This window comes from Kitasatospora sp. NPDC001132, assembly GCF_053598415.1.
On record NZ_JBSFKF010000004.1, the window covers coordinates 85292 to 103032 of the forward strand.

General features: G+C 72.9%; 19 protein-coding genes. 6 read left to right on the forward strand and 13 right to left on the reverse strand.

What is annotated here, in order from left to right:
- Positions 1 to 40: 40 nt before the first annotated feature.
- On the forward strand, positions 41 to 970 hold the full coding sequence (locus ACWDBE_RS07235; RefSeq protein WP_449791600.1) for a cellulose-binding protein: 930 nt from the start codon (positions 41 to 43) through the stop codon (positions 968 to 970).
- Between the two features lie 109 nt (positions 971 to 1079).
- On the opposite strand, the gene ACWDBE_RS07240 is transcribed toward ACWDBE_RS07235, so the two are convergent.
- Together ACWDBE_RS07240 and ACWDBE_RS07245 are read right to left on the reverse strand one after the other, a co-directional pair.
- Entirely contained in the window at positions 1080 to 1400 is a 321-nt protein-coding gene (locus tag ACWDBE_RS07240; protein WP_449791599.1) for a hypothetical protein, read from the reverse strand.
- Complete coding sequence (locus tag ACWDBE_RS07245) at positions 1397 to 2194, reverse strand: alpha/beta fold hydrolase (protein WP_449791598.1); 798 nt, start codon at positions 2192 to 2194, stop codon at positions 1397 to 1399. The genes ACWDBE_RS07240 and ACWDBE_RS07245 overlap by 4 nt, the downstream gene beginning before the upstream one ends.
- A gap of 93 nt (positions 2195 to 2287) precedes the next feature.
- Here ACWDBE_RS07245 and ACWDBE_RS07250 point away from each other — a divergent pair, with 93 nt between their 5' ends.
- The gene (locus tag ACWDBE_RS07250; protein ID WP_449807445.1) at positions 2288 to 3292 is read left to right on the forward strand and encodes an ATP-binding cassette domain-containing protein; all 1005 of its coding nucleotides are present in this window, start codon (positions 2288 to 2290) and stop codon (positions 3290 to 3292) included.
- A gap of 1 nt (position 3293) precedes the next feature.
- Positions 3294 to 4061 carry an ABC transporter permease subunit gene (locus ACWDBE_RS07255; RefSeq protein WP_449807446.1) on the forward strand — a complete coding sequence of 256 codons (768 nt, stop codon included), beginning with the start codon at positions 3294 to 3296 and terminating at the stop codon, positions 4059 to 4061.
- 37 nt (positions 4062 to 4098) lie between these two features.
- Here the strand turns inward: ACWDBE_RS07255 and ACWDBE_RS07260 are convergent, their stop codons facing one another.
- Entirely contained in the window at positions 4099 to 4422 is a 324-nt protein-coding gene (locus tag ACWDBE_RS07260; protein WP_449791596.1) for an ATP/GTP-binding protein, read from the reverse strand.
- Between the two features lie 370 nt (positions 4423 to 4792).
- Between ACWDBE_RS07260 and ACWDBE_RS07265 the strand changes: the two genes are divergently transcribed.
- Complete coding sequence (locus ACWDBE_RS07265; RefSeq protein ID WP_449791605.1) at positions 4793 to 5941, forward strand: LLM class flavin-dependent oxidoreductase; 1149 nt, start codon at positions 4793 to 4795, stop codon at positions 5939 to 5941.
- Positions 5942 to 6023: 82 nt separating this feature from the next.
- Here ACWDBE_RS07265 and ACWDBE_RS07270 read toward each other — a convergent pair whose 3' ends face one another.
- Complete coding sequence (locus ACWDBE_RS07270; protein WP_392873067.1) at positions 6024 to 6416, reverse strand: SCO5389 family protein; 393 nt, start codon at positions 6414 to 6416, stop codon at positions 6024 to 6026.
- 482 nt (positions 6417 to 6898) lie between these two features.
- On the opposite strand from ACWDBE_RS07270, the gene nucS reads away from it, so the two are divergent.
- A complete protein-coding gene (gene nucS, locus ACWDBE_RS07275) occupies positions 6899 to 7558 on the forward strand; it encodes an endonuclease NucS (RefSeq protein ID WP_360187373.1) in 660 nt (219 codons plus the stop codon).
- A 4-nt stretch (positions 7559 to 7562) separates the two neighbouring features.
- Here nucS and ACWDBE_RS07280 read toward each other — a convergent pair whose 3' ends face one another.
- The 5 genes from ACWDBE_RS07280 to ACWDBE_RS07300 all read right to left on the reverse strand — a co-directional run bounded on the left by ACWDBE_RS07280 (position 7563) and on the right by ACWDBE_RS07300 (position 13701).
- Positions 7563 to 9833 carry an ATP-binding protein gene (locus ACWDBE_RS07280; RefSeq protein WP_449791595.1) on the reverse strand — a complete coding sequence of 757 codons (2271 nt, stop codon included), beginning with the start codon at positions 9831 to 9833 and terminating at the stop codon, positions 7563 to 7565.
- A 248-nt stretch (positions 9834 to 10081) separates the two neighbouring features.
- Positions 10082 to 10411, reverse strand: a complete 330-nt coding sequence (locus ACWDBE_RS07285; protein WP_449791594.1) for an STAS domain-containing protein — start codon at positions 10409 to 10411, stop codon at positions 10082 to 10084.
- A 353-nt stretch (positions 10412 to 10764) separates the two neighbouring features.
- Positions 10765 to 11634 (reverse strand): 3-hydroxyacyl-CoA dehydrogenase family protein, encoded by an 870-nt coding sequence (locus ACWDBE_RS07290; protein ID WP_449791593.1) that lies wholly within the window; start codon positions 11632 to 11634, stop codon positions 10765 to 10767.
- Between the two features lie 211 nt (positions 11635 to 11845).
- Positions 11846 to 12496 (reverse strand): response regulator, encoded by a 651-nt coding sequence (locus ACWDBE_RS07295; RefSeq protein ID WP_449791592.1) that lies wholly within the window; start codon positions 12494 to 12496, stop codon positions 11846 to 11848.
- Positions 12493 to 13701: a sensor histidine kinase gene (locus tag ACWDBE_RS07300; RefSeq protein ID WP_449791591.1), complete on the reverse strand. Its 1209-nt coding sequence runs from the start codon at positions 13699 to 13701 to the stop codon at positions 12493 to 12495. The genes ACWDBE_RS07295 and ACWDBE_RS07300 overlap by 4 nt, the downstream gene beginning before the upstream one ends.
- Before the next feature lie 155 nt (positions 13702 to 13856).
- On the opposite strand from ACWDBE_RS07300, the gene ACWDBE_RS07305 reads away from it, so the two are divergent.
- A complete protein-coding gene (locus tag ACWDBE_RS07305; RefSeq protein WP_449807447.1) occupies positions 13857 to 14450 on the forward strand; it encodes a hypothetical protein in 594 nt (197 codons plus the stop codon).
- Positions 14451 to 14462: 12 nt separating this feature from the next.
- On the opposite strand, the gene ACWDBE_RS07310 is transcribed toward ACWDBE_RS07305, so the two are convergent.
- From ACWDBE_RS07310 to atpD, 4 genes are all read right to left on the reverse strand, one after another.
- Entirely contained in the window at positions 14463 to 15035 is a 573-nt protein-coding gene (locus ACWDBE_RS07310) for a cob(I)yrinic acid a,c-diamide adenosyltransferase (protein ID WP_392873091.1), read from the reverse strand.
- A gap of 41 nt (positions 15036 to 15076) precedes the next feature.
- Entirely contained in the window at positions 15077 to 15577 is a 501-nt protein-coding gene (locus ACWDBE_RS07315) for a DUF2550 domain-containing protein (protein WP_030057523.1), read from the reverse strand.
- A gap of 148 nt (positions 15578 to 15725) precedes the next feature.
- Positions 15726 to 16109 carry a F0F1 ATP synthase subunit epsilon gene (locus ACWDBE_RS07320; RefSeq protein ID WP_396247040.1) on the reverse strand — a complete coding sequence of 128 codons (384 nt, stop codon included), beginning with the start codon at positions 16107 to 16109 and terminating at the stop codon, positions 15726 to 15728.
- A gap of 186 nt (positions 16110 to 16295) precedes the next feature.
- Positions 16296 to 17741 carry a F0F1 ATP synthase subunit beta gene (gene atpD / locus ACWDBE_RS07325; protein WP_449791589.1) on the reverse strand — a complete coding sequence of 482 codons (1446 nt, stop codon included), beginning with the start codon at positions 17739 to 17741 and terminating at the stop codon, positions 16296 to 16298.

Sequence of the window (17741 nt, forward strand, 5' to 3'; positions counted from 1 at the left end):
AACCACCTCAGCGGTTTGACGACAGGAAGCCCAGAACCCCATGAGCGACAGTCACTCCCCTCACGGCTTCGACCTGGTGCGCCGTGGGTACGAGCGCGCCCAGGTCGACGAGCGGATCACCAAGCTGGTGGCCGACCGTGACAGTGCCTTGACCCGGATCAGCGCGCTGGAGAAGCGCATCGAGGAACTCCACCTGGAGACCCAGTCCGCCCAGGCGGCGGTCGTGGAGCAGGAGCCCTCCTACGCCGGTCTCGGCGCCCGGGTCGAGAAGATCCTGCGACTCGCCGAGGAGGAGGCCAAGGACCTGCGCGACGAGGCGCACCGCGCCGCCGAGCAGCACCGCGAGCTCGCCGAGGCCGCCGCCCAGCAGGTCCGCACCGAGGCCGAGAACTACGCCAAGGACCGCAAGGCCAAGGCGGAGGACGAGGGGCTGCGGATCGTCGACAAGTCCAAGAGCGACGCCGCCCAGCTGCGCGCCGAGGCCAACAAGGACGCCCAGAACAAGCGCGAGGAGGCGGACGCCCTCTTCGAGGAGACCCGCACCAAGGCCGCCCAGGCCGCGCTGGAGTTCGAGACCAACCTGGCCAAGCGCCGCGAGCAGTCCGAGCGCGACCTGGCCGCCCGTCAGGCCAAGGCCGAGAAGCGCCTGGCCGAGATCGAGCACCGGGCCGAGCAGCTGCGCCTGGAGGCCGAGAAGCTGCGCACCGACGCCGAGCGCCGCGCCCGCCAGACCGTCGAGACGGCCCAGCGCCAGTCCGAGGACATCGTGGCCGACGCCAACGCCAAGGCCGACCGGATCCGCAGCGAATCGGAGCGCGAGCTGGCGGCGCTCACCAACCGCCGCGACAGCATCAACGCCCAGCTGACCAACGTCCGCGAGATGCTGGCCACGCTGACCGGCGCGGCCGTGGCCGCCGCCTCGCTGCCGACCGACGACACCATGGGCGTGCCCGCCCAGCAGTCGCGCTGACGCGCACCGGCCGAACGGCACGACGGGCCCTCACCCCCGCGGGTGAGGGCCCGTCGGCTTTCGCGCCGTCATCGCCGCCGACTCTGCCGGGCCCGTCGGGCCGGGGCCCTCACCTGGGGTAGGCGCCGTCCGGCCGCTGGTACCCGCTGCTGAGCTGGTTGCCCTCGTCGTCGGAGACGGTGCCGAACCAGGAGGTGCACCAGACCGACACCGAGTCCGGCCAGTACTGCACCTCGAAGGGGTGCCCGGGCCCGTAGTCGCCGTACGAGGTGACGATGAAGGTCTCCCCCGGGCGCATCCAGTAGTCCTCGCCGAGCGGTTCCAGCGTCAGCTCCACCAGCCCCTCGCCCCGGTTGGTCACGGGCATCCGGCCGGTCACCTCCAGTGCCGAGAAGTCCCAGGCCGCCGAGTCCTGGCTCTCCTGGCTCATCCGACGGACACCCGGGCGAGCAGGGCGCGCACGACGGCGTCGAAGGCCCCGGGCGCCTCCAGGGCGCTCAGGTGGCCCACCCCCGGCAGGACGGTCAGCTCGGCGTCCGGCCTGGCGCGCAGCATCGCCTCGGCCTCCTCCACCGCCACCAGGGCGTCCTGGGCGCCCGCCACGATCGAGACCGGCACCCGCAGGCCGGCCAGCACGTCCAGGGCGTCCGGGCGGGCCGCCATGGCCCGCTGGGCCCAGGCGACGGCGGCCGGCGGCGCGGCGGCGACCAGCTCCTGCACCCGCGCCACCAGGTGCTGCGAGTCCGGGCCGAGCTGCCCGGCCGCGACCTGCTCGTCCAGCAGCAGCTGCACGCTGTCCCGCGCGGTGACGGCGGCGGCGATCCGCTCCCGGTTGGCCCGTACGGCGTCGGTGTCGGCGGTGGCCCGGGTGTTGGCCAGCAGCAGGCCGGACAGCCGGCCGGGGTGGCGGCGGGCGAAGGCCAGTGCCACGTAGCCGCCCATGGAGAGCCCGCCGACCACCGCGCGCTCGATCCCGGCCGCGTCCAGCAGCAGGGCGAGGTCGTCCGCGACCAGGTCCAGCGAGGGCTCGTCGCTCCCCAGCGCGGTGCCGCCGAACCCCCGCTGGTCGGGGGCGAGCACGCGCACTTCGTCCCCGGTCAGCCCGGGCAGCTCGTCCAGTTGGGAGGACCACATCGAGGCGTTCAACGGAAAGGCGTGCAGCAGCACGAGTGGTGTTCCGGTACCGCTCTCGCGGACCGACACTGCGGAGGGACTCTGGGTCATGCGCCCAACCTATTCCGGCACGCCCGGCGGGCCCACTCAGCGGGCCGCGATACCCCCTTTGTCCTAGCCTGGCAAGGAACTGAGGGAGCACGAATGATCGAGCTGCACGAGCTGACAAAACGTTACGGCAAGACCCTTGCGGTGGACCGCCTCAGCTTCCGGGTCCCCCAGGGCGTGGTGACCGGCTTCCTCGGCCCCAACGGCGCCGGCAAGTCCACCACGATGCGCATGATCCTCGACCTCGACCGCCCGACCGCCGGGCGGGTCACCATCGACGGCAGGCACTACGGCCAGCTCAGCGAGCCGCTCAAGTACATCGGCGCGCTGCTGGAGGCCAAGGCCGTCCACCCCGGCCGCACCGCCCGCGACCACCTGCTCTGGCTCGCCCAGAGCAACCGCATCCCCGAGCGCCGGGTGGACGAGGTGCTCGCCCTGGTCGGCCTCACCCCGGTCGCCCGCAAGCGGGCCCGCGGCTTCTCGCTCGGCATGGGCCAGCGCCTGGGCATCGCCTCCGCCCTGCTCGGCGACCCGGAGATCATCATGTTCGACGAGCCGGTCAACGGCCTGGACCCGGAGGGCATCCTCTGGGTCCGCAACCTGATGAAGCGCCTCGCCGCCGAGGGCCGCACGGTCTTCGTCTCCTCCCACCTGATGAGCGAGATGGCCGTCACCGCCGACCACCTGGTGGTCATCGGCCGGGGCCGCCTGCTCGCCGACCTGCCGATGCCGGAGTTCATCCGGCGCAACTCCCGCTCCGCCGTACGGCTGCGCAGCCCGGAGCCCCAACGGCTGCTCGACGTCCTGGCCGAGGCCGGCCTGCGGCACGAACCGGGCCCGGACGGCTCCTACGAGGTGGTCGACGGGGACATCACGCACCTCGGTGAGCTGTTCGCCGGGCACGGCGTGGTGCTGCACGAGCTCAGCCCGCAGCAGGCCTCGCTGGAGGACGCCTTCATGCAGATGACGGCCGACGCGGTGGAGTACCACGCGGGCGAGGGGCCCGGCCGGGACGCGGCCGGCGCGCCCGCCGGGTGGGGCGCCGGCTGGAAGGCGGACGGCGCCCGGCAGACCGCCACGGCACGGCAGGAGGAGATCTGAGATGGCGTCCTTCCCCGCGGTCCTGCGCTCCGAGTGGACGAAGATCCGCACCGTCCGCTCGACGCTCTGGACGCTCGCGCTGACCTTCGTCGTCACGGTCGGCATCGGCGCGCTGCTGTCGCTGCTCACCAACGACAACTTCACCGAGTTCCGACGGCACGACCCCAATCCGTTCGACCCCACCAGCACCGCCTTCTCCGGCATCGTGCTCGGCGAACTGGTGATCATCGTGTTCGGCGTGCTGGCGATCGGCAACGAGTACAGCAGCGGCATGATCCGGCTCACCCTGGCCGCCGTCCCGCAGCGCGCCACCCTGCTCGCCGGCAAGCTGGTGGTGCTCGGCGCGCTCGCCCTGGCGGTCTCGGTGCTGACGGCCTTCGTCACCTTCTTCGCCGGCCAGGCGCTGCTCGGCCCGCACTCCACCACGATCGGCGAGCCGAACGTGCTGCGCGCGGTGCTCGGCGCCGCGCTGTACCTGACGATGCTCTGCCTGTTCGCGGCGGGCGTCACCACGATGCTGCACAACCAGACGCTCGCGCTCGGCGTGCTGGTGCCGTTCTTCTTCCTGCTCTCGCCGATCCTCTCGGCGGTGCCGAAGGTCAAGACCCTGGCCCACTACTTCCCCGACTACGCGGGCTCCCGGATGACGCTGGTGTACGAGCAGCAGGGCCAGCCGTACGGGCCGTGGGCCGGCTTCCTGATCTGCCTCGCCTGGACGGCGGCGGCCCTGGTCGGCGGCGTGCTGGTGTTCAAGAAGCGCGACGCGTAGCCGGGCCCGCGACGCGCGGCGGCCCCCCGGCGGGCCGTCAGTACCGCGGAGCGCCGCGGCCCCGCAGCAGGTTGGAGGCCCGGCGCTCCCGCGCCCCCCAGCAGGCCCGGTGCCAGTGCCGCCGGTCGTCCACCCCCGCGCCGTGCGTCGGCCAGGCCACCACGTGGCCCATCCCCGGCGGGATCTCCTGGTCGCAGCCCGGGCAGCGGTAGAACCGCCCCGCCGTCCCGGCGACCGTCTGGACCACCCACTCGTCGCCCTGGTAGGTCTCGGTACGGCGCAGCGAACCGCCGAGCGGGGCGGTCGGCTCCGCACTCACGTGGGGGGCGGCGCTCTTGATCCGGTTGCGGCGCGGCGACACGGCGGACTCCCTCTCCTCCTGGGCCTGGGTCGTCCAGCCTACGGCCGATCGGGCTACCCCATCGCTCCTACCACGGCTCTGTCCGGTACTCCGGCGTTTTTGCCGAGATCCACCCGATCATCGGGGAAATCCAGGGCTCCGCGTGCCATTGGCACATGACATCGGATACCCACAAGGGGAGAAGGCGGGGCCCGCAGACCCTGCGCGCACCCGAGGAGGACCAACGATGAGCAAGACCAGCGCCCGCGCCGAGAGCGGTCGGCCCGCCCCCGGCCCGACGCTGACCTCCGTCCCCCCGGTGACGGCCGTCGCGGGCGAGCCGCTGCCGGCGACCCTGCGGGCGGGCGCGGTGCCGCCGTCCACCGGTCCGGTGCGGGTCGGCCTGTTCCTGCTGTCCGCGCAGTTCCCCGGGCAGGGCCACGGCGAGGTGCTGGAGCGCACCGTCAGCGCGGCCGTCGAGGCCGAACACTCGGGCCTGGACAGCGTCTGGCTGGCCGAGCACCACTTCGTGCCGTACGGGGTGTGCCCGGACGCCGCCACGCTGGCCGCGATGCTGCTCGGCCGCACCCGCCGGATCGGCGTCGGCACCGCGGTCAGCGTGCTCTCCACCCGCCACCCGGTGGGGCTCGGCGAGCAGGCCGCGCTGCTGCACCTCACCTCCGGGGGACGCTTCACGCTCGGAGTGGGCCGCGGCGGGCCGTGGATCGACCTGGACGTGTTCGGTGGCGGCGTGGACGCCTTCGAGACCGGGTTCCCTGAGCGGCTGGACCTGCTGCTGCGCTGGCTGCGCTGCGCCCGGGTGGGCGCGGACGGCCCGCAGTTCGCCTTCCCCGAGGTCGCCGTGGTGCCCCGGGCCACCGAGCCGCTGCGACGGCCGGGCCTGGTCAGCTGGCTCGGCCTGGGCGAGCGCTCCGGCCCGGTGCGCTTCCCGCGCCAGCGCCGGGACGACGAGGGCCTCGGCGAGGAACTCACCTCCGACGGACGGCCGGTGGCCGGCCCGCCCGTGGTGGTCGCCTGCACCTCACCGGGCGGGGTGCGGCTGGCCGCCGAGCGAGGCCTGCCGATGCTGCTCGGCATGCACTCCGGGGACGACGACAAGCTGCGGATGCTGGAGCTGTACCGGACCGCCTGGCTGGCCGCCGGGCGCAGTGAGGAGCAGCTGCGCCGGGTCGGCCGTCAGCACGTCGCGGCCGGGGTGGCCCAGGTCGACGACCGCGCCGCGGAGGCCCGCTCCACCCTGCTGAACGCGATGCCCGGCTGGTTCGAGTACGGGCTCGGCGCGCACCGCACCGTGGACGGCCGCGAGCGCAAGATGCGCGACCCTCGCCAGTACACCGAACTGCTCTGCGACCTGCACGCGGTGGGCACCCCGCGGCAGTGCGCCGACCGGCTGCTGGCCACCGCCGAGCGCACCGGCATCCGGCGCTTCGCCCTGCTCGCCGAGGGCAGCGGCGACCAGGAGGCGACCCTGCACAACATCGCCCGGCTCGGCTCCGAGGTGCTGCCGCAGCTCGGCTAGGTCCCGTCCGGGCCGGGCCGCCGCCCCTCCCCCGCACCCGGGGACGGGGCGGCCGGCGCCGCGGCGCGGTACGGCCGGGGGCTCAGCAGTCCCGCAGTTCCTCGGACTGGTTGAGCAGCTGCTCCCGGACCGAGGTGAAGCGGTCGTACCGCGCCTCGTTGGCCTCCGACGGCAGGAACACCGCCACCCGGTGACAGTTCTGGAACGCCAGCCGGACCCCGAAGTGGCGCTGGAGGGCGCCCCGGATGGCGTCGCTTGCGAGGGCGCGCAGCAGCTGGCCCCGGGCCTTCTCGCTGGGGGGCGGTACCTGGTTGTCGGCGAAGTCGGTGCCGTCGACCTTCGCCTGGGCGACCAGCGAGCTGATCAGGTCCCAGGCGTACGGCAGCGAGACGCGGACGCAGTCGACGAATTCCCGCTCGTCGACCTCGCCCCGCTCGGCCTTCTCGAGCAGGGCCGGTGAGACGTCGAGCGACATGGATTCTCCTCTCGCGGTCCACCCGCGCGGCGCCCGGGTGGTCGTGCGTAGGTCAAGCTCACAGTGAGGGTGGCTGATTCGCGCGGGACGTCCGGAACACCGAGGGACAGGGGTTTCCGGCACCTTCGCGACAGCGGCGGCACCACGGGACGTGACGTCCTGGACACCGAACGCGCTCAGAACAGCGTGGCAGTCAACGGCGCGACAGGCCGGTCATTCCTGCGGATTGCTTCGGAAATATGTTGCGCTGCACGGGATTGGCCGGATCCCGTCGGGTCGTTCATCTGAAGTCTCCATCCCCGTTGACAGCGATCCCGCGAGCGTGCCGTCACACACCGTAGCGACCCGAAGGGGGGCGGCGCCAGACCTCGACGGGCGGGGAGCGGAACCACAGGCCCTCCATGGTGGACGGGTTCGCGCCTTCTTCACCCTGCCGTCGCGGAATCGCATCAACTGGCCCCGGTGGGCTAGCGTGGTCGACCGTGCGTCTCGTAATTGCCCGCTGCTCAGTCGACTATGCCGGTCGGCTCTCCGCCCATCTGCCCTCCGCCACCAGGCTGATCCTGGTCAAGGCCGACGGCAGCGTCAGCATCCACGCCGACGACCGCGCCTACAAGCCGCTCAACTGGATGTCCCCGCCGTGCGCCCTCAAGGAGGCCGACGGGATCTGGACGGTGGAGAACAAGGCCGGCGAGAAGCTCATCATCACGCTGGAGGAGGTGCTGCACGACTCGTCCCACGAGCTCGGGGTCGACCCGGGCCTGATCAAGGACGGCGTGGAGGCACACCTCCAGGAGCTGCTCGCGGACCGGATGGAGGTGCTCGGTGCCGGCTGGTCGCTGATCCGCCGCGAGTACCCCACCGCGATCGGCCCGGTCGACATCCTCTGCCGCGACTCCGACGGCGCCACGGTGGCCGTCGAGATCAAGCGCCGCGGCGAGATCGACGGCGTCGAGCAGCTGACCCGCTATCTCGAACTCCTCAACCGGGACCCGCTGCTGGCCCCGGTCAAGGGCGTCTTCGCCGCGCAGGAGATCAAGCCGCAGGCCCGCGTCCTGGCCACCGACCGCGGCATCGGCTGCGTGGTGCTGGACTACGACGAGCTGCGCGGCATCGACGACGACAAGCTCAAGCTGTTCTGACCGCTCAGGACGGTCCCGGGGCGGCCGGACTGGTCGTCCCGCCCGGGGTCGTCGGCGATCCCGACGTGGCAGGCGACGTCGGGGTGGCCGCCGGGGAGGACGGGCTGCGGCTCGGCTCCGTCGGCTGCGACGGCCCTCCGGTCGACTGGGACTGACCCGGCTGCGGGGCCGGCGGCTGCGGCTGGCCCGGTGCGGGCGGCTGCGGCTGCTGCGCGGGCTGGGACTCGCCCGCGCTCGGCGAGGAGCTCGGCTTCCTCGTCGGCGAGGCGCTCGGCGAGTGCGAGGCGCTGCCGCTCGCGGACGGCTCCGGGCTGCCGACCTGCCCCGCCGGGCTGCCCGGCCCGGCCCCGGTCGTCCCCGGCCCGGCGCTGCCGGAGGACTGCGGGAACGGCGGGTCCTCGCTGCCGCTGCCGCGGTCCGGCCGGCTGGTGTGCGGATCGTTCCCCTTGACCTCCTCCGGCCCGCTGAAGCTCATCGCCACCGCCGTGCCGAGCACCCCCAGGGTCAGCACCGCCGTGGAGAGCACCGCCGCCCGGCGCCGCCGACTGGACTTCAGACCGGCCGGCACCCGGGCCGCGATCTTGCGGATCACCGGGGCGCGGCCGGGCGCCGCCGCGGGCGCGGCGGCGGGCAGCTGCCGGCCGTCGGCGCGCAGCAGGTCGAGCATCCGGCGCGCGGCCGCCACCCCGCGCTGCTCACCCGCCGTGTTCCGCAGGGTGAGCGCGGTCTCCAGTTCGGCGACGGCCCGGGAGGGCTGCTGGACGCAGATCGCGTGCACGCCCGCCTCGTGGTGGAACCAGGCCTGGTCGACCGCCGAACCGGTGCGGCGGGCCGCCTCCAGACCGAGCTGGAGCACCCGCTCCCAGGCGCCCCAGCGCAGCGCCAGCGCCAGCGCGGGCGCCGCCGCGCGGGCGAGCCGGACCACCGCGTCGTGCCGCCCGGCGGTGCGGTCGGCGAGCAGCACGCCGATCATCACCTCCGCCTCGGCGGCGATCTGCTCCAGCGTCACCGAGCTGTGCCCGACCCACCAGGCGAAGTGCCGGGCGGCGCCGTCGACGCAGCCGCGGGGCGGCCAGTGCGGGGCGAGCAGGTCGAGCGCACCGGCGGTCAGCCGGTGGTGGCCACCGATGGACACCGCCAGTCCGGCGTCGGTGAGTTCGGCGAGGGCGGCCTCGCCCTGTCCGACGTCGATCAGCGCCGGCAGGTGCGGCGCGGTGGGGCACTCGCCGCCGAGCGCCACGGCGAGGCGCAGCACGGCCTGGGCGGGCTCGCTCAACCCCTCGGCGAGCCGGACCGCGGGCGAGGCGGTCTGCGCCACCGAGGGCAGCGGGACGGTGCGGCGCAGCGCGTTCTCCCGGATCGCCGGGTCCGGGTCGTGGGCGGGCTCCTCGACGGCTCCGAAGACGTCCATCCGGTCGTCCTCGGCGGCGACCAGCGCGTCCACCGCGAGGTCCCGCTGGCGCAGCAGCGCGGCGGCCTGGACGAAGCGCAGCGGCAGGCCCTCGGACTCGAACCAGAGGTCCACCGCCCAGGCCTTCTCGTCGACGTCCAGCGGCCGCCCGGCCAGCCGGGCGGTGAGGGCGAGGCAGGCGGAGCGGGAGAGCCCGGCCACCAGGTGGTCCTGGAGCCGGGAGCCGGCGGGCAGCGGCGGGCCGTCGGGGGCGGCGGAGATCAGGAAGGCGCAGCCGGGGGCGGCGGCGAGCAGCTGCTCCAGCTCGGCGCCGGAGGGCTCGGCGGCGTCGATCACCACGATCGCGCCGACCTCGGCGAGGTGGGCGGCCAGCTGCCCGGGGTCGGGGCGGTAGCCGGGGGCGTGGTGAGTGGCCGTGAAGAGGTCCTGGAGCAGGTCGGGGACGGTCCGGCGGTGGCCGCAGAGCTGCACCACACCTCCGGGGGCGAGGTCGGCGGCGGCCTCGGCGACGGCCGACAGCAGTGCGCTGCGGCCCGAGCCGGCCTGGCCGACCAGGCGTATCGACCGGCCCTCGGCGAGCAGGCCGAGCAGTTCGGCGATGTCGGCCTCGCGGTCCAGCAGCGGCAGGTCGGCGGGCCCGGCGCCGAGCGCGAGCGGGCCGACCGCGCGGCCGACGCCGCCGACCGGGCCGCGGGCGGGCTCGCTGCGTTCGATCCGGCGCGGGTGCGGCCGCCACTCCTCGGGGCAGGGCCGGGCCTCGGAGCCGTCCGGGGCACCGACGCCCACCAGCAGGCCGCCGGAGACCAGTTCGCCGCCACGGGTGCGGACGGCGTCCTGCCGGAAGTCCCCGGATGGCTGTGCCACGTTCTGCTCCGCATCGTGCTCGGCCGGCGGCGCCCCGCGCCGCCCGGCTGACGTCCCGGTAGCGGCCGCGGCCGGGCTGGAGGCAGCCCCGGCGGCCGTCTTCTGACGGGCAGACTCTTGCACATTCGGACCCGCCCGTGCAGGGCGGTCCGCGGCGTACGACCGGCCGGTAGCGCTGACCAGGGACGTTGCGCGGGTGGGGCCCGGGGGTGCGGGGGCGCGCGGTCCGGCGCGCGGCGCGGGATCGGCTAGAGCGCGATCCCGTGCGCCTCGGCGACGCCGGTCACGCCGTCGACGGTCAGGATGCGGTGCAGCTTGGTGGCCACCAGCAGCCGCTGGAGCTGGGCCGGGACGGAGCGCAGCACCAGCCGGCGGCCGATCCGGCCGGCCCGCCGGTGGGTGCCCATGATCACGCCGAGCCCGGTGGCGTCCCAGAACTCCAGCCGGGCGAGGTCGAGCACGAGGTCGCCGAGGCCGCCGTCCACCGCCTGGTGCAGCCGGGCCCGCGCGTCGGCGGCGGTGCGCACGTCGAGGCGGCCTTCGATGGCCAGCGCCGTGTGGTCGCCGGTGATGCGCATGCTCTCCTCCTTCGCCTGGACGGCCTGGTGCGGGGCGGGCCCGCCCCGGCCGTACCGGGTGCGGGAGCGGGGGGTGCATCCGGGCGGGCCGCAGCCCCACACCCGGACCCGGGCGGAATGCCGGGTTCCTTCATCTGACGGTGAACCGGCTCCACAGGTTGCTGGTTCCGGCCAGATCTGAAGCAACTTCACCCGTCCGAGGGAATATACGCAGGTCGGCCCCACACCTACGCTCGATTCCCGCCCAAATCACCCGTCTGCGGCACCCGGCGTGAGGAAACTCACCCGGCCCGGTGGAGCGGGCCGTACGACACTCCGGTCGCACGGCCCGGCGGCCGTTCAGCCCGGCAGGCTCACTTGCCCTCGTACGGGTAGAAGCCGCGGCCGCTCTTGCGGCCCAGGTCACCGGCGGTGACCATGCGGGCCATGATCTCCGGCGCGGCGAACTTCTCGTCCTGGGTCTCGGTGTAGATGTTGCGGGCGGCGTGCAGCAGGATGTCCACGCCCGTCAGGTCGGCGGTCTGGAGCGGTCCCATCGCGTGGCCGAAACCGAGCCGGCAGGCGGTGTCGATGTCCTCGGCGGTGGCCACGCCCGACTCGTACAGCTTGACGGCCTCGACGACCAGCGCGGTGATCAGGCGGGTGGTCACGAAGCCGGCCACGTCGCGGTTGACCACCACGACCTCCTTGCCGACGCCCTCGGCGAAGGCGCGGGCGGCGGCCAGCGTCTCGTCGCTGGTCTTGTAGCCGCGGACCAGCTCGACCAGCTTCATCATCGGCACCGGCGAGAAGAAGTGGACGCCGACGACCGACTCCGGGCGCTCGGTGGCGGCGGCGATCCGGGTGATCGGGATGGCGGAGGTGTTGGAGGCCAGCACGGCGCCGTCCTTGGCGAGCTTGTCGAGCTCCCGGAAGACGCCCTCCTTGACCTCCATCTTCTCGAACACGGCCTCGACCACGATGTCGGCCTCGGCGACGGCGCCCAGGTCGGTGGTGGTGGTGATCCGGCCCAGCGCGGCCTCGGCGTCCTCGGCGCTCAGCTTCCCCTTGGCGACGAACTTCTGGTAGGAGGCGCGGATGCCCGCCAGGCCCCGCTGGAGCGCCTCCTCGGTGACGTCCCGCAGCACCACCGGGTGGCCGGCCTGCGCCGACACCTGGGCGATGCCGGCGCCCATCAGGCCGGCACCGATCACGGCGATCTGCTTGCTGGACGCATTGCTCATGGCTGGGTCTCCCGATGCCGTCGCCGCCCCGCGGGCGGGCCCTGAAGGCGGCTCAGGGCAGGGGTCACCGCCGGCGAGCCGCGTCGCTCGTTTCCGGGACTCTAATGCCCAAATCCCCGGTGCAGTAGCAATCGAGAGTGTGATCTGCAACCGACCTGGTCAGGCGCTCGGACGGTCGGGCGGACGGACGGACGGCCGTACGGTCAGACCGTCAGACGGTCATCCCGAGGTCCTGGGCCAGGATCGCCGCCTGCACCCGGCTGCGCAGCCGCAGCTTCGCCAGGATGCGGCTGACGTGCGTCTTGGTGGTCGCCTCCGCCATCACCAGCCGGGCCGCGATCTCCCCGTTGGACATCCCCGCCCCGATGCAGGCCAGCACCTCCCGCTCACGGCCGGTCAGCGCCCCCACCGCGGCCCTGGCCTCCGGCCCGACCGGCCGCTCGGGGCGGGCGAAGGCCCCGATCAGCCGCCTGGTCACCGAGGGCGCCAGCATCCCGTCCCCGCGCGCCACCGTGCGGATGCCCTCGATCAGGGTGTCCGCCTCCAGGTCCTTGAGCAGGAACCCGGACGCGCCCGCCCGCAGCGAGCCGTAGACGTACTCGTCCAGGTCGAAGGTGGTCAGCACGAGCACCTGGCCCGCCCCGGCGGCGACCACCTCCCGGGTCGCCGAGACGCCGTCCAGCCGGGGCATCTGAATGTCCATCAGCACCACGTCGGGCCGCAGCTCCAGCGCCAGCCGGACGGCCTCCTCGCCGTCGGCGGCCTGCCCGACCACCTCGAACTCCGGCTCGGCGCGCAGGATCATCACCAGCGCCGCCCGTACCGCCGCCTGGTCCTCGGCCACCAGCACCCGGATCGTCATGCCCGCCCCTCGTTCCCGTGGGCGCGCGGCAGCACCGCGCGCACGCTCCAGTACCCGTCCTTCGGCCCGGCCTCGAAGCTGCCGCCGAGCAGCCCGGTCCGCTCCGCCATGCCCACCAGCCCGGCCCGGGCGCCGGGCAGTTCGCGGCCCGGCCCGGCCCGGTAGGGACTGTCGACGGCGATCCGGAGTTCCTCGGACGCGAACTCCAGCCGCAGACTGACCAGTCCGGGCCCGGCGTGCTTGAGCGCGTTGGTCAGCGACTCCTGGACGATCCGGTACGCGGCCAGCCCGACCGGCGCCGGGAGTTCGCCGCGCTCACCGCGCTCGTCCAGCTCGAAGTCCAGCCCGACGTCCTGGCCCGCCGCCCGGGCCTTGGCCACCAGGGCGTCCACCGCGGCCAGGTCGGGTGCCGCGTACGACTCGTCCACCTCTCCCCCGCCGCTGTCCCGGAGCAGTCCGATCATGCGACGCATTTCGGCCAATCCCTGGACGCTGTTCTCCCGGATCACCGCCAGCACCTCCACCAGTGGGTCGTCCTCGGCCAGCCGGCGCCGCCTGGCCACCGACTGCGCGCCGGTGGCGTGGATCGCGACCGCCGACAGGTGGTTGGCCACCACGTCGTGCAACTCCCTTGCCATCCGCGCCCGTTCGGCGCCGATCGCCTCGCGCCGGTCCATCTCCGAGAGCAGCGCGGTCTGTTCCGCCCGCAGCCGCTCGGCCTCCGCCTCCTGCTGGTGCTTGCGCACCACGTCGCCGGTCCACACCGGCCCCAGGAAGACCAGCGCGCTGACCACCACCACCAGCAGCGCGAGGGAGGTGCCGCCGTAGATCGCCGCCAGCGTGGAGAGCGCCAGCACGGTGGCCCCGCCGGTCAGGTGCAGTATCCGGGACATCCGCGGGCTGCCGTAGAGCACCGCCGCGTACAGCAGATCGGTGTACATGATCAGCGTGGCCACCAGGTTGCCGGCGAACACGCTCCCCGCGAAGACCAACCCGCCGAGCGACACCGCCAGCACCGGCCTGGTCCGCCGGACCAGCTCCAGCCCCGCCATCACCAGCAGCGGCGGCAGCACCACCCAGGGCGGCACCCGGTCGGCCTGGTCGTACGCCTTGAAGACGATCAGCACCGAGCCGCCGAGCAGCCCGAAGAGGGCGATCAGCTGGTCCTGCCGGCGCGGGGACAGGGCGGGGAAGGGGAGCGGCACGTTCCCATCTCACCACTCCCGCGCCCCACCCGGCTCCGGTCCACGGAGGAGCCCGCTACATCGAAGGATGCAGGCCCGGACGGCACCACGCGACGACGACACCGGCGCGCCCGCGCACGAGGCTGGGAGCACCACGCAACGTCCGGGAGCAGAACGTGATCGTCACCCTCATCGTCGCGGCCGAGATCTCCTTCTGGATCCTGCTCGGCCTCGGCCTCGCCACCCGCTACCTGCTCCGATGGCGCCGCACCAGCACCGCGCTGCTGGTCGGCCTGCCGGTGGTGGACCTCACCCTGTACGCCCTCACCGTCCTCGACCTGCGCGGCGGCGCCACCGCGAGCTGGACGCACGCCCTGGCCGCGAGCTACGCGGGCTTCTCGATCGGCTACGGCCCCTCGCTGGTGCGCTGGGCCGACCGGCACTTCCAGTACCGCTTCGCCGGTGGCCCCAAGCCGCTGCCCTCGCCGAAGTACGGGCCGGAGCGGACCAGGTACGAGTGGCAGTTCGCCGGCCGGACCGTCGTGTCAGCCGCGGTCACGCTCGGCCTGATCACCCTGCTCGTCCCGCTCTCCGCGGGCGCCGCCCACTTCGGCACCTTCCTCCAGTGGTACCTCAAGCTGGGCATCGCGGCCGTCGTCAACGTGGTCGTGGCCGGCTGCTACTCGCTCTGGCCCAAGGAGCCGCCGGCCGGCGTCCTGGTCGAGAACGGCCGGGTGGTCAAGGAGAAGACCCCGGCCGACCGGCTCTGAGGCGGCCGGCTCCTAGCGGTTCTCGCCCGGCACCCAGAGCACGTCGCCGCGCTCCTTGTTGGCCACCCGGGCCAGGATGAACAGCAGGTCGGACAGCCGGTTGAGGTACTTCGCGGTCAGCGGGTTGACGCTGTCGCCGTGCTCCGCGATCGCCGCCCAGGTCGAGCGCTCGGCCCGCCGCACCACCGTGCAGGCCAGGTGGAGGTGGGCCGCCCCGGGCGTGCCGCCGGGCAGGATGAAGCTGCGCAGCTTCTCCACCCGCGCCAGGTACTCGTCGCAGTCCGCCTCCAGCCGGTCGACGTAGGACTGCAACACCCGCAGCGGCGGGTACTTCGGGTCCTCCACCACCGGGGTGGACAGGTCGGCGCCGACGTCGAACAGGTCGTTCTGGACCCGGACGAGCACCGCCGTGATGTCCTCCGGCAGCTCGCCGACGGCCAGCGCCACCCCGATGGCGGCGTTGGCCTCGTTGGCGTCCGCGTACGCGATCAGCCTCGGGTCGGTCTTGGTGGTCCGGCTCATGTCGCCGAGCGCCGTGGTGCCGTCGTCGCCGGTACGGGTGTAGATGCGCGTCAGATTGACCATGCGGCCAGGGTAGCGGCCGGGTTAGGCGGCGTTAACCCGCATTACGCGACATTGACTCTCTGCCCCGGCGGGGCCGCCTCCAGCCAGGCCAGGAAGCCGGTCAGCGCGTCCTCGCTCATCGCCAGCTCCAGCGGCGCCCCGTTGTGCAGGCAGCGCAGCACCACCGATCCGGAGAGCAGGGCCAGCTCCTCCTGGCCCTCCGGGTAGCGCCGGCCGAGCACCTCGATCTCCCGGCGCGGAAGCACCTTGCGCGGGCGCGGGGCGTACGAGAAGACCCGGAACCACTCGATCGAGTCACCGCTGTAGCGGCCGATACCAAAAACCCACCCCTTGCCGTCGGTCGGGGGGACCGGGGCCGAGGTGGGTTTGCCGTTCTCGTCGAGGTCGGGCTGCGTCGAGGCGTCGGCAGGCATTTTGAGTCGGTAGCTGCAGTCGAAGGTGCCGCCGACCCGCTGGATCAGGCGGCGCCGGACGGCGAAGGCCATCAGCCCGATCACTCCCAGGGCCACGACCGCCGCACACACCACAAGCGCGAGGACCATGCTCACCTACCTCCTCGCTACCCGCGTTCCCCGTAGCGGTCGTATCAAGCGACCGCGCTGACCTACCAACTACGACGACAGTCCCGGGGTCACGCTCACGCGTCCCCGGGACCGTCGGTCGACCCCGCTAAGCCGGGGTCCGGCGCACTCAGGCGTGGGCCTTGAGGCCGCGCGCCGCGAACAGACGGACCTCGGCGCGCCGCTCGGCGTGCTCGTCCAGGTCCGCCTTGGCCTTCTCCAGTGCGCGCTCGGCACGCGCGACGTCGATCTCGTCCGCCAGCTCGGCGATCTCCGCGAGCAGAGACAGCTTGTTGTCGGCGAAGGAGATGAAGCCGCCGTGCACCGCGGCGATCACGGTGCCGCCGTCCACCGTGCGGATGGTGACGGGACCGGTCTCCAGCACGCTCAGCACCGGGGTGTGGCCCGGCATGATGCCGGTGTCACCGGAGGCCGTACGGGCGACGACGATGGTGGCCGCACCGGACCACACCTTGCGGTCGGCTGCGACCAGCTCGACGTGCAGCTCAGCCAACGTGGGCTCCTAGGCTCATGCAACGCCCGATTACTCGGGAGTTTCGGTAAGAATAACGGCCCCGCGCCTCCGGCATGAAACCGGCGGCACGGATTTGACCGGAATCACAGCCGATGCGACGTGAGGGGTGGTCCCCAGGCTCGGGGGCCACCCCTCACGGTCATGCACAGCTGCTACCGGCCGCGATTACTTCTTCGCCAGCTCGGCGGCGTTCTTCTCGAGGTCCTCGATGCCACCGCACATGAAGAAGGCCTGCTCCGGGACGGAGTCGTACTTGCCGTCCGCGATCGCGTTGAAGGCCTCGATGGTCTCCGACAGCGGCACGGTCGAACCCTCGACGCCGGTGAACTGCTTCGCCACGTAGGTGTTCTGCGAGAGGAAGCGCTCGATGCGACGGGCACGGTGCACCGTGATCTTGTCCTCTTCGGACAGCTCGTCGATGCCGAGGATCGCGATGATGTCCTGGAGGTCCTTGTACTTCTGCAGGATCCCCTTGATACGGACGGCCGTGTCGTAGTGGTTCTGCGCGATGTACCGCGGGTCGAGGATGCGGGACGTGGAGTCCAGCGGGTCGACGGCCGGGTAGATGCCCTTCTCCGAGATCGGGCGCGACAGAACGGTGGTCGCGTCCAGGTGGGCGAAGGTGGTGGCCGGCGCCGGGTCGGTCAGGTCGTCCGCGGGGACGTAGATCGCCTGCATCGAGGTGATCGAGTGACCGCGGGTCGAGGTGATGCGCTCCTGCAGGAGGCCCATCTCGTCGGCCAGGTTCGGCTGGTAGCCCACCGCGGAGGGCATGCGGCCGAGCAGGGTCGACACCTCGGAACCGGCCTGGGTGAACCGGAAGATGTTGTCGATGAAGAGGAGCACGTCCTGCTTCTCGACGTCACGGAAGTACTCCGCCATGGTCAGCGCGGACAGCGCGACGCGCAGACGGGTGCCCGGCGGCTCGTCCATCTGGCCGAAGACCAGCGCGGTCTTGTCCAGAACGCCCGAGTCGACCATCTCGTCGATGAGGTCGTTGCCCTCACGGGTGCGCTCGCCGACACCGGCGAACACCGACACACCACCGAAGTTCTCGGCGACGCGGTAGATCATCTCCTGGATCAGAACGGTCTTGCCGACACCGGCGCCACCGAACAGACCGATCTTGCCACCCTGGACGTACGGGGTGAGCAGGTCGATGACCTTGATGCCGGTCTCGAACATCTCGGTCTTGGACTCGAGGTCCTTGAACTCGGGGGCCTTGCGGTGGATCGGCCAGCGGACCTCGACCTGCTTGTCGAACTCCGCCTGGTCCACGTTCAGCACGTCGCCGAGGGCGTTGAAGACCTTGCCCTTGGTGATCTGGCCGACCGGGACGGAGATGGCGGCACCGGTGTCGGTGACCTGCGAACCGCGGACCAGGCCGTCGGTCGGCTGCATCGAGATGCCGCGGACCATGCCGTCGCCGAGGTGCTGGGCGACCTCGAGGGTCAGGGTCTTCTTGCCCGAGCCGTCGGGGTTGTCCACCTCGACGTGCAGGGCGTTGTACATGTCCGGGATCGCGTCGACGGGGAACTCCACGTCGACGACCGGGCCGATGACCCGCGCGACGCGGCCCGTCGCCGTGGTCGGCTCAACAGTGGTGGTCAT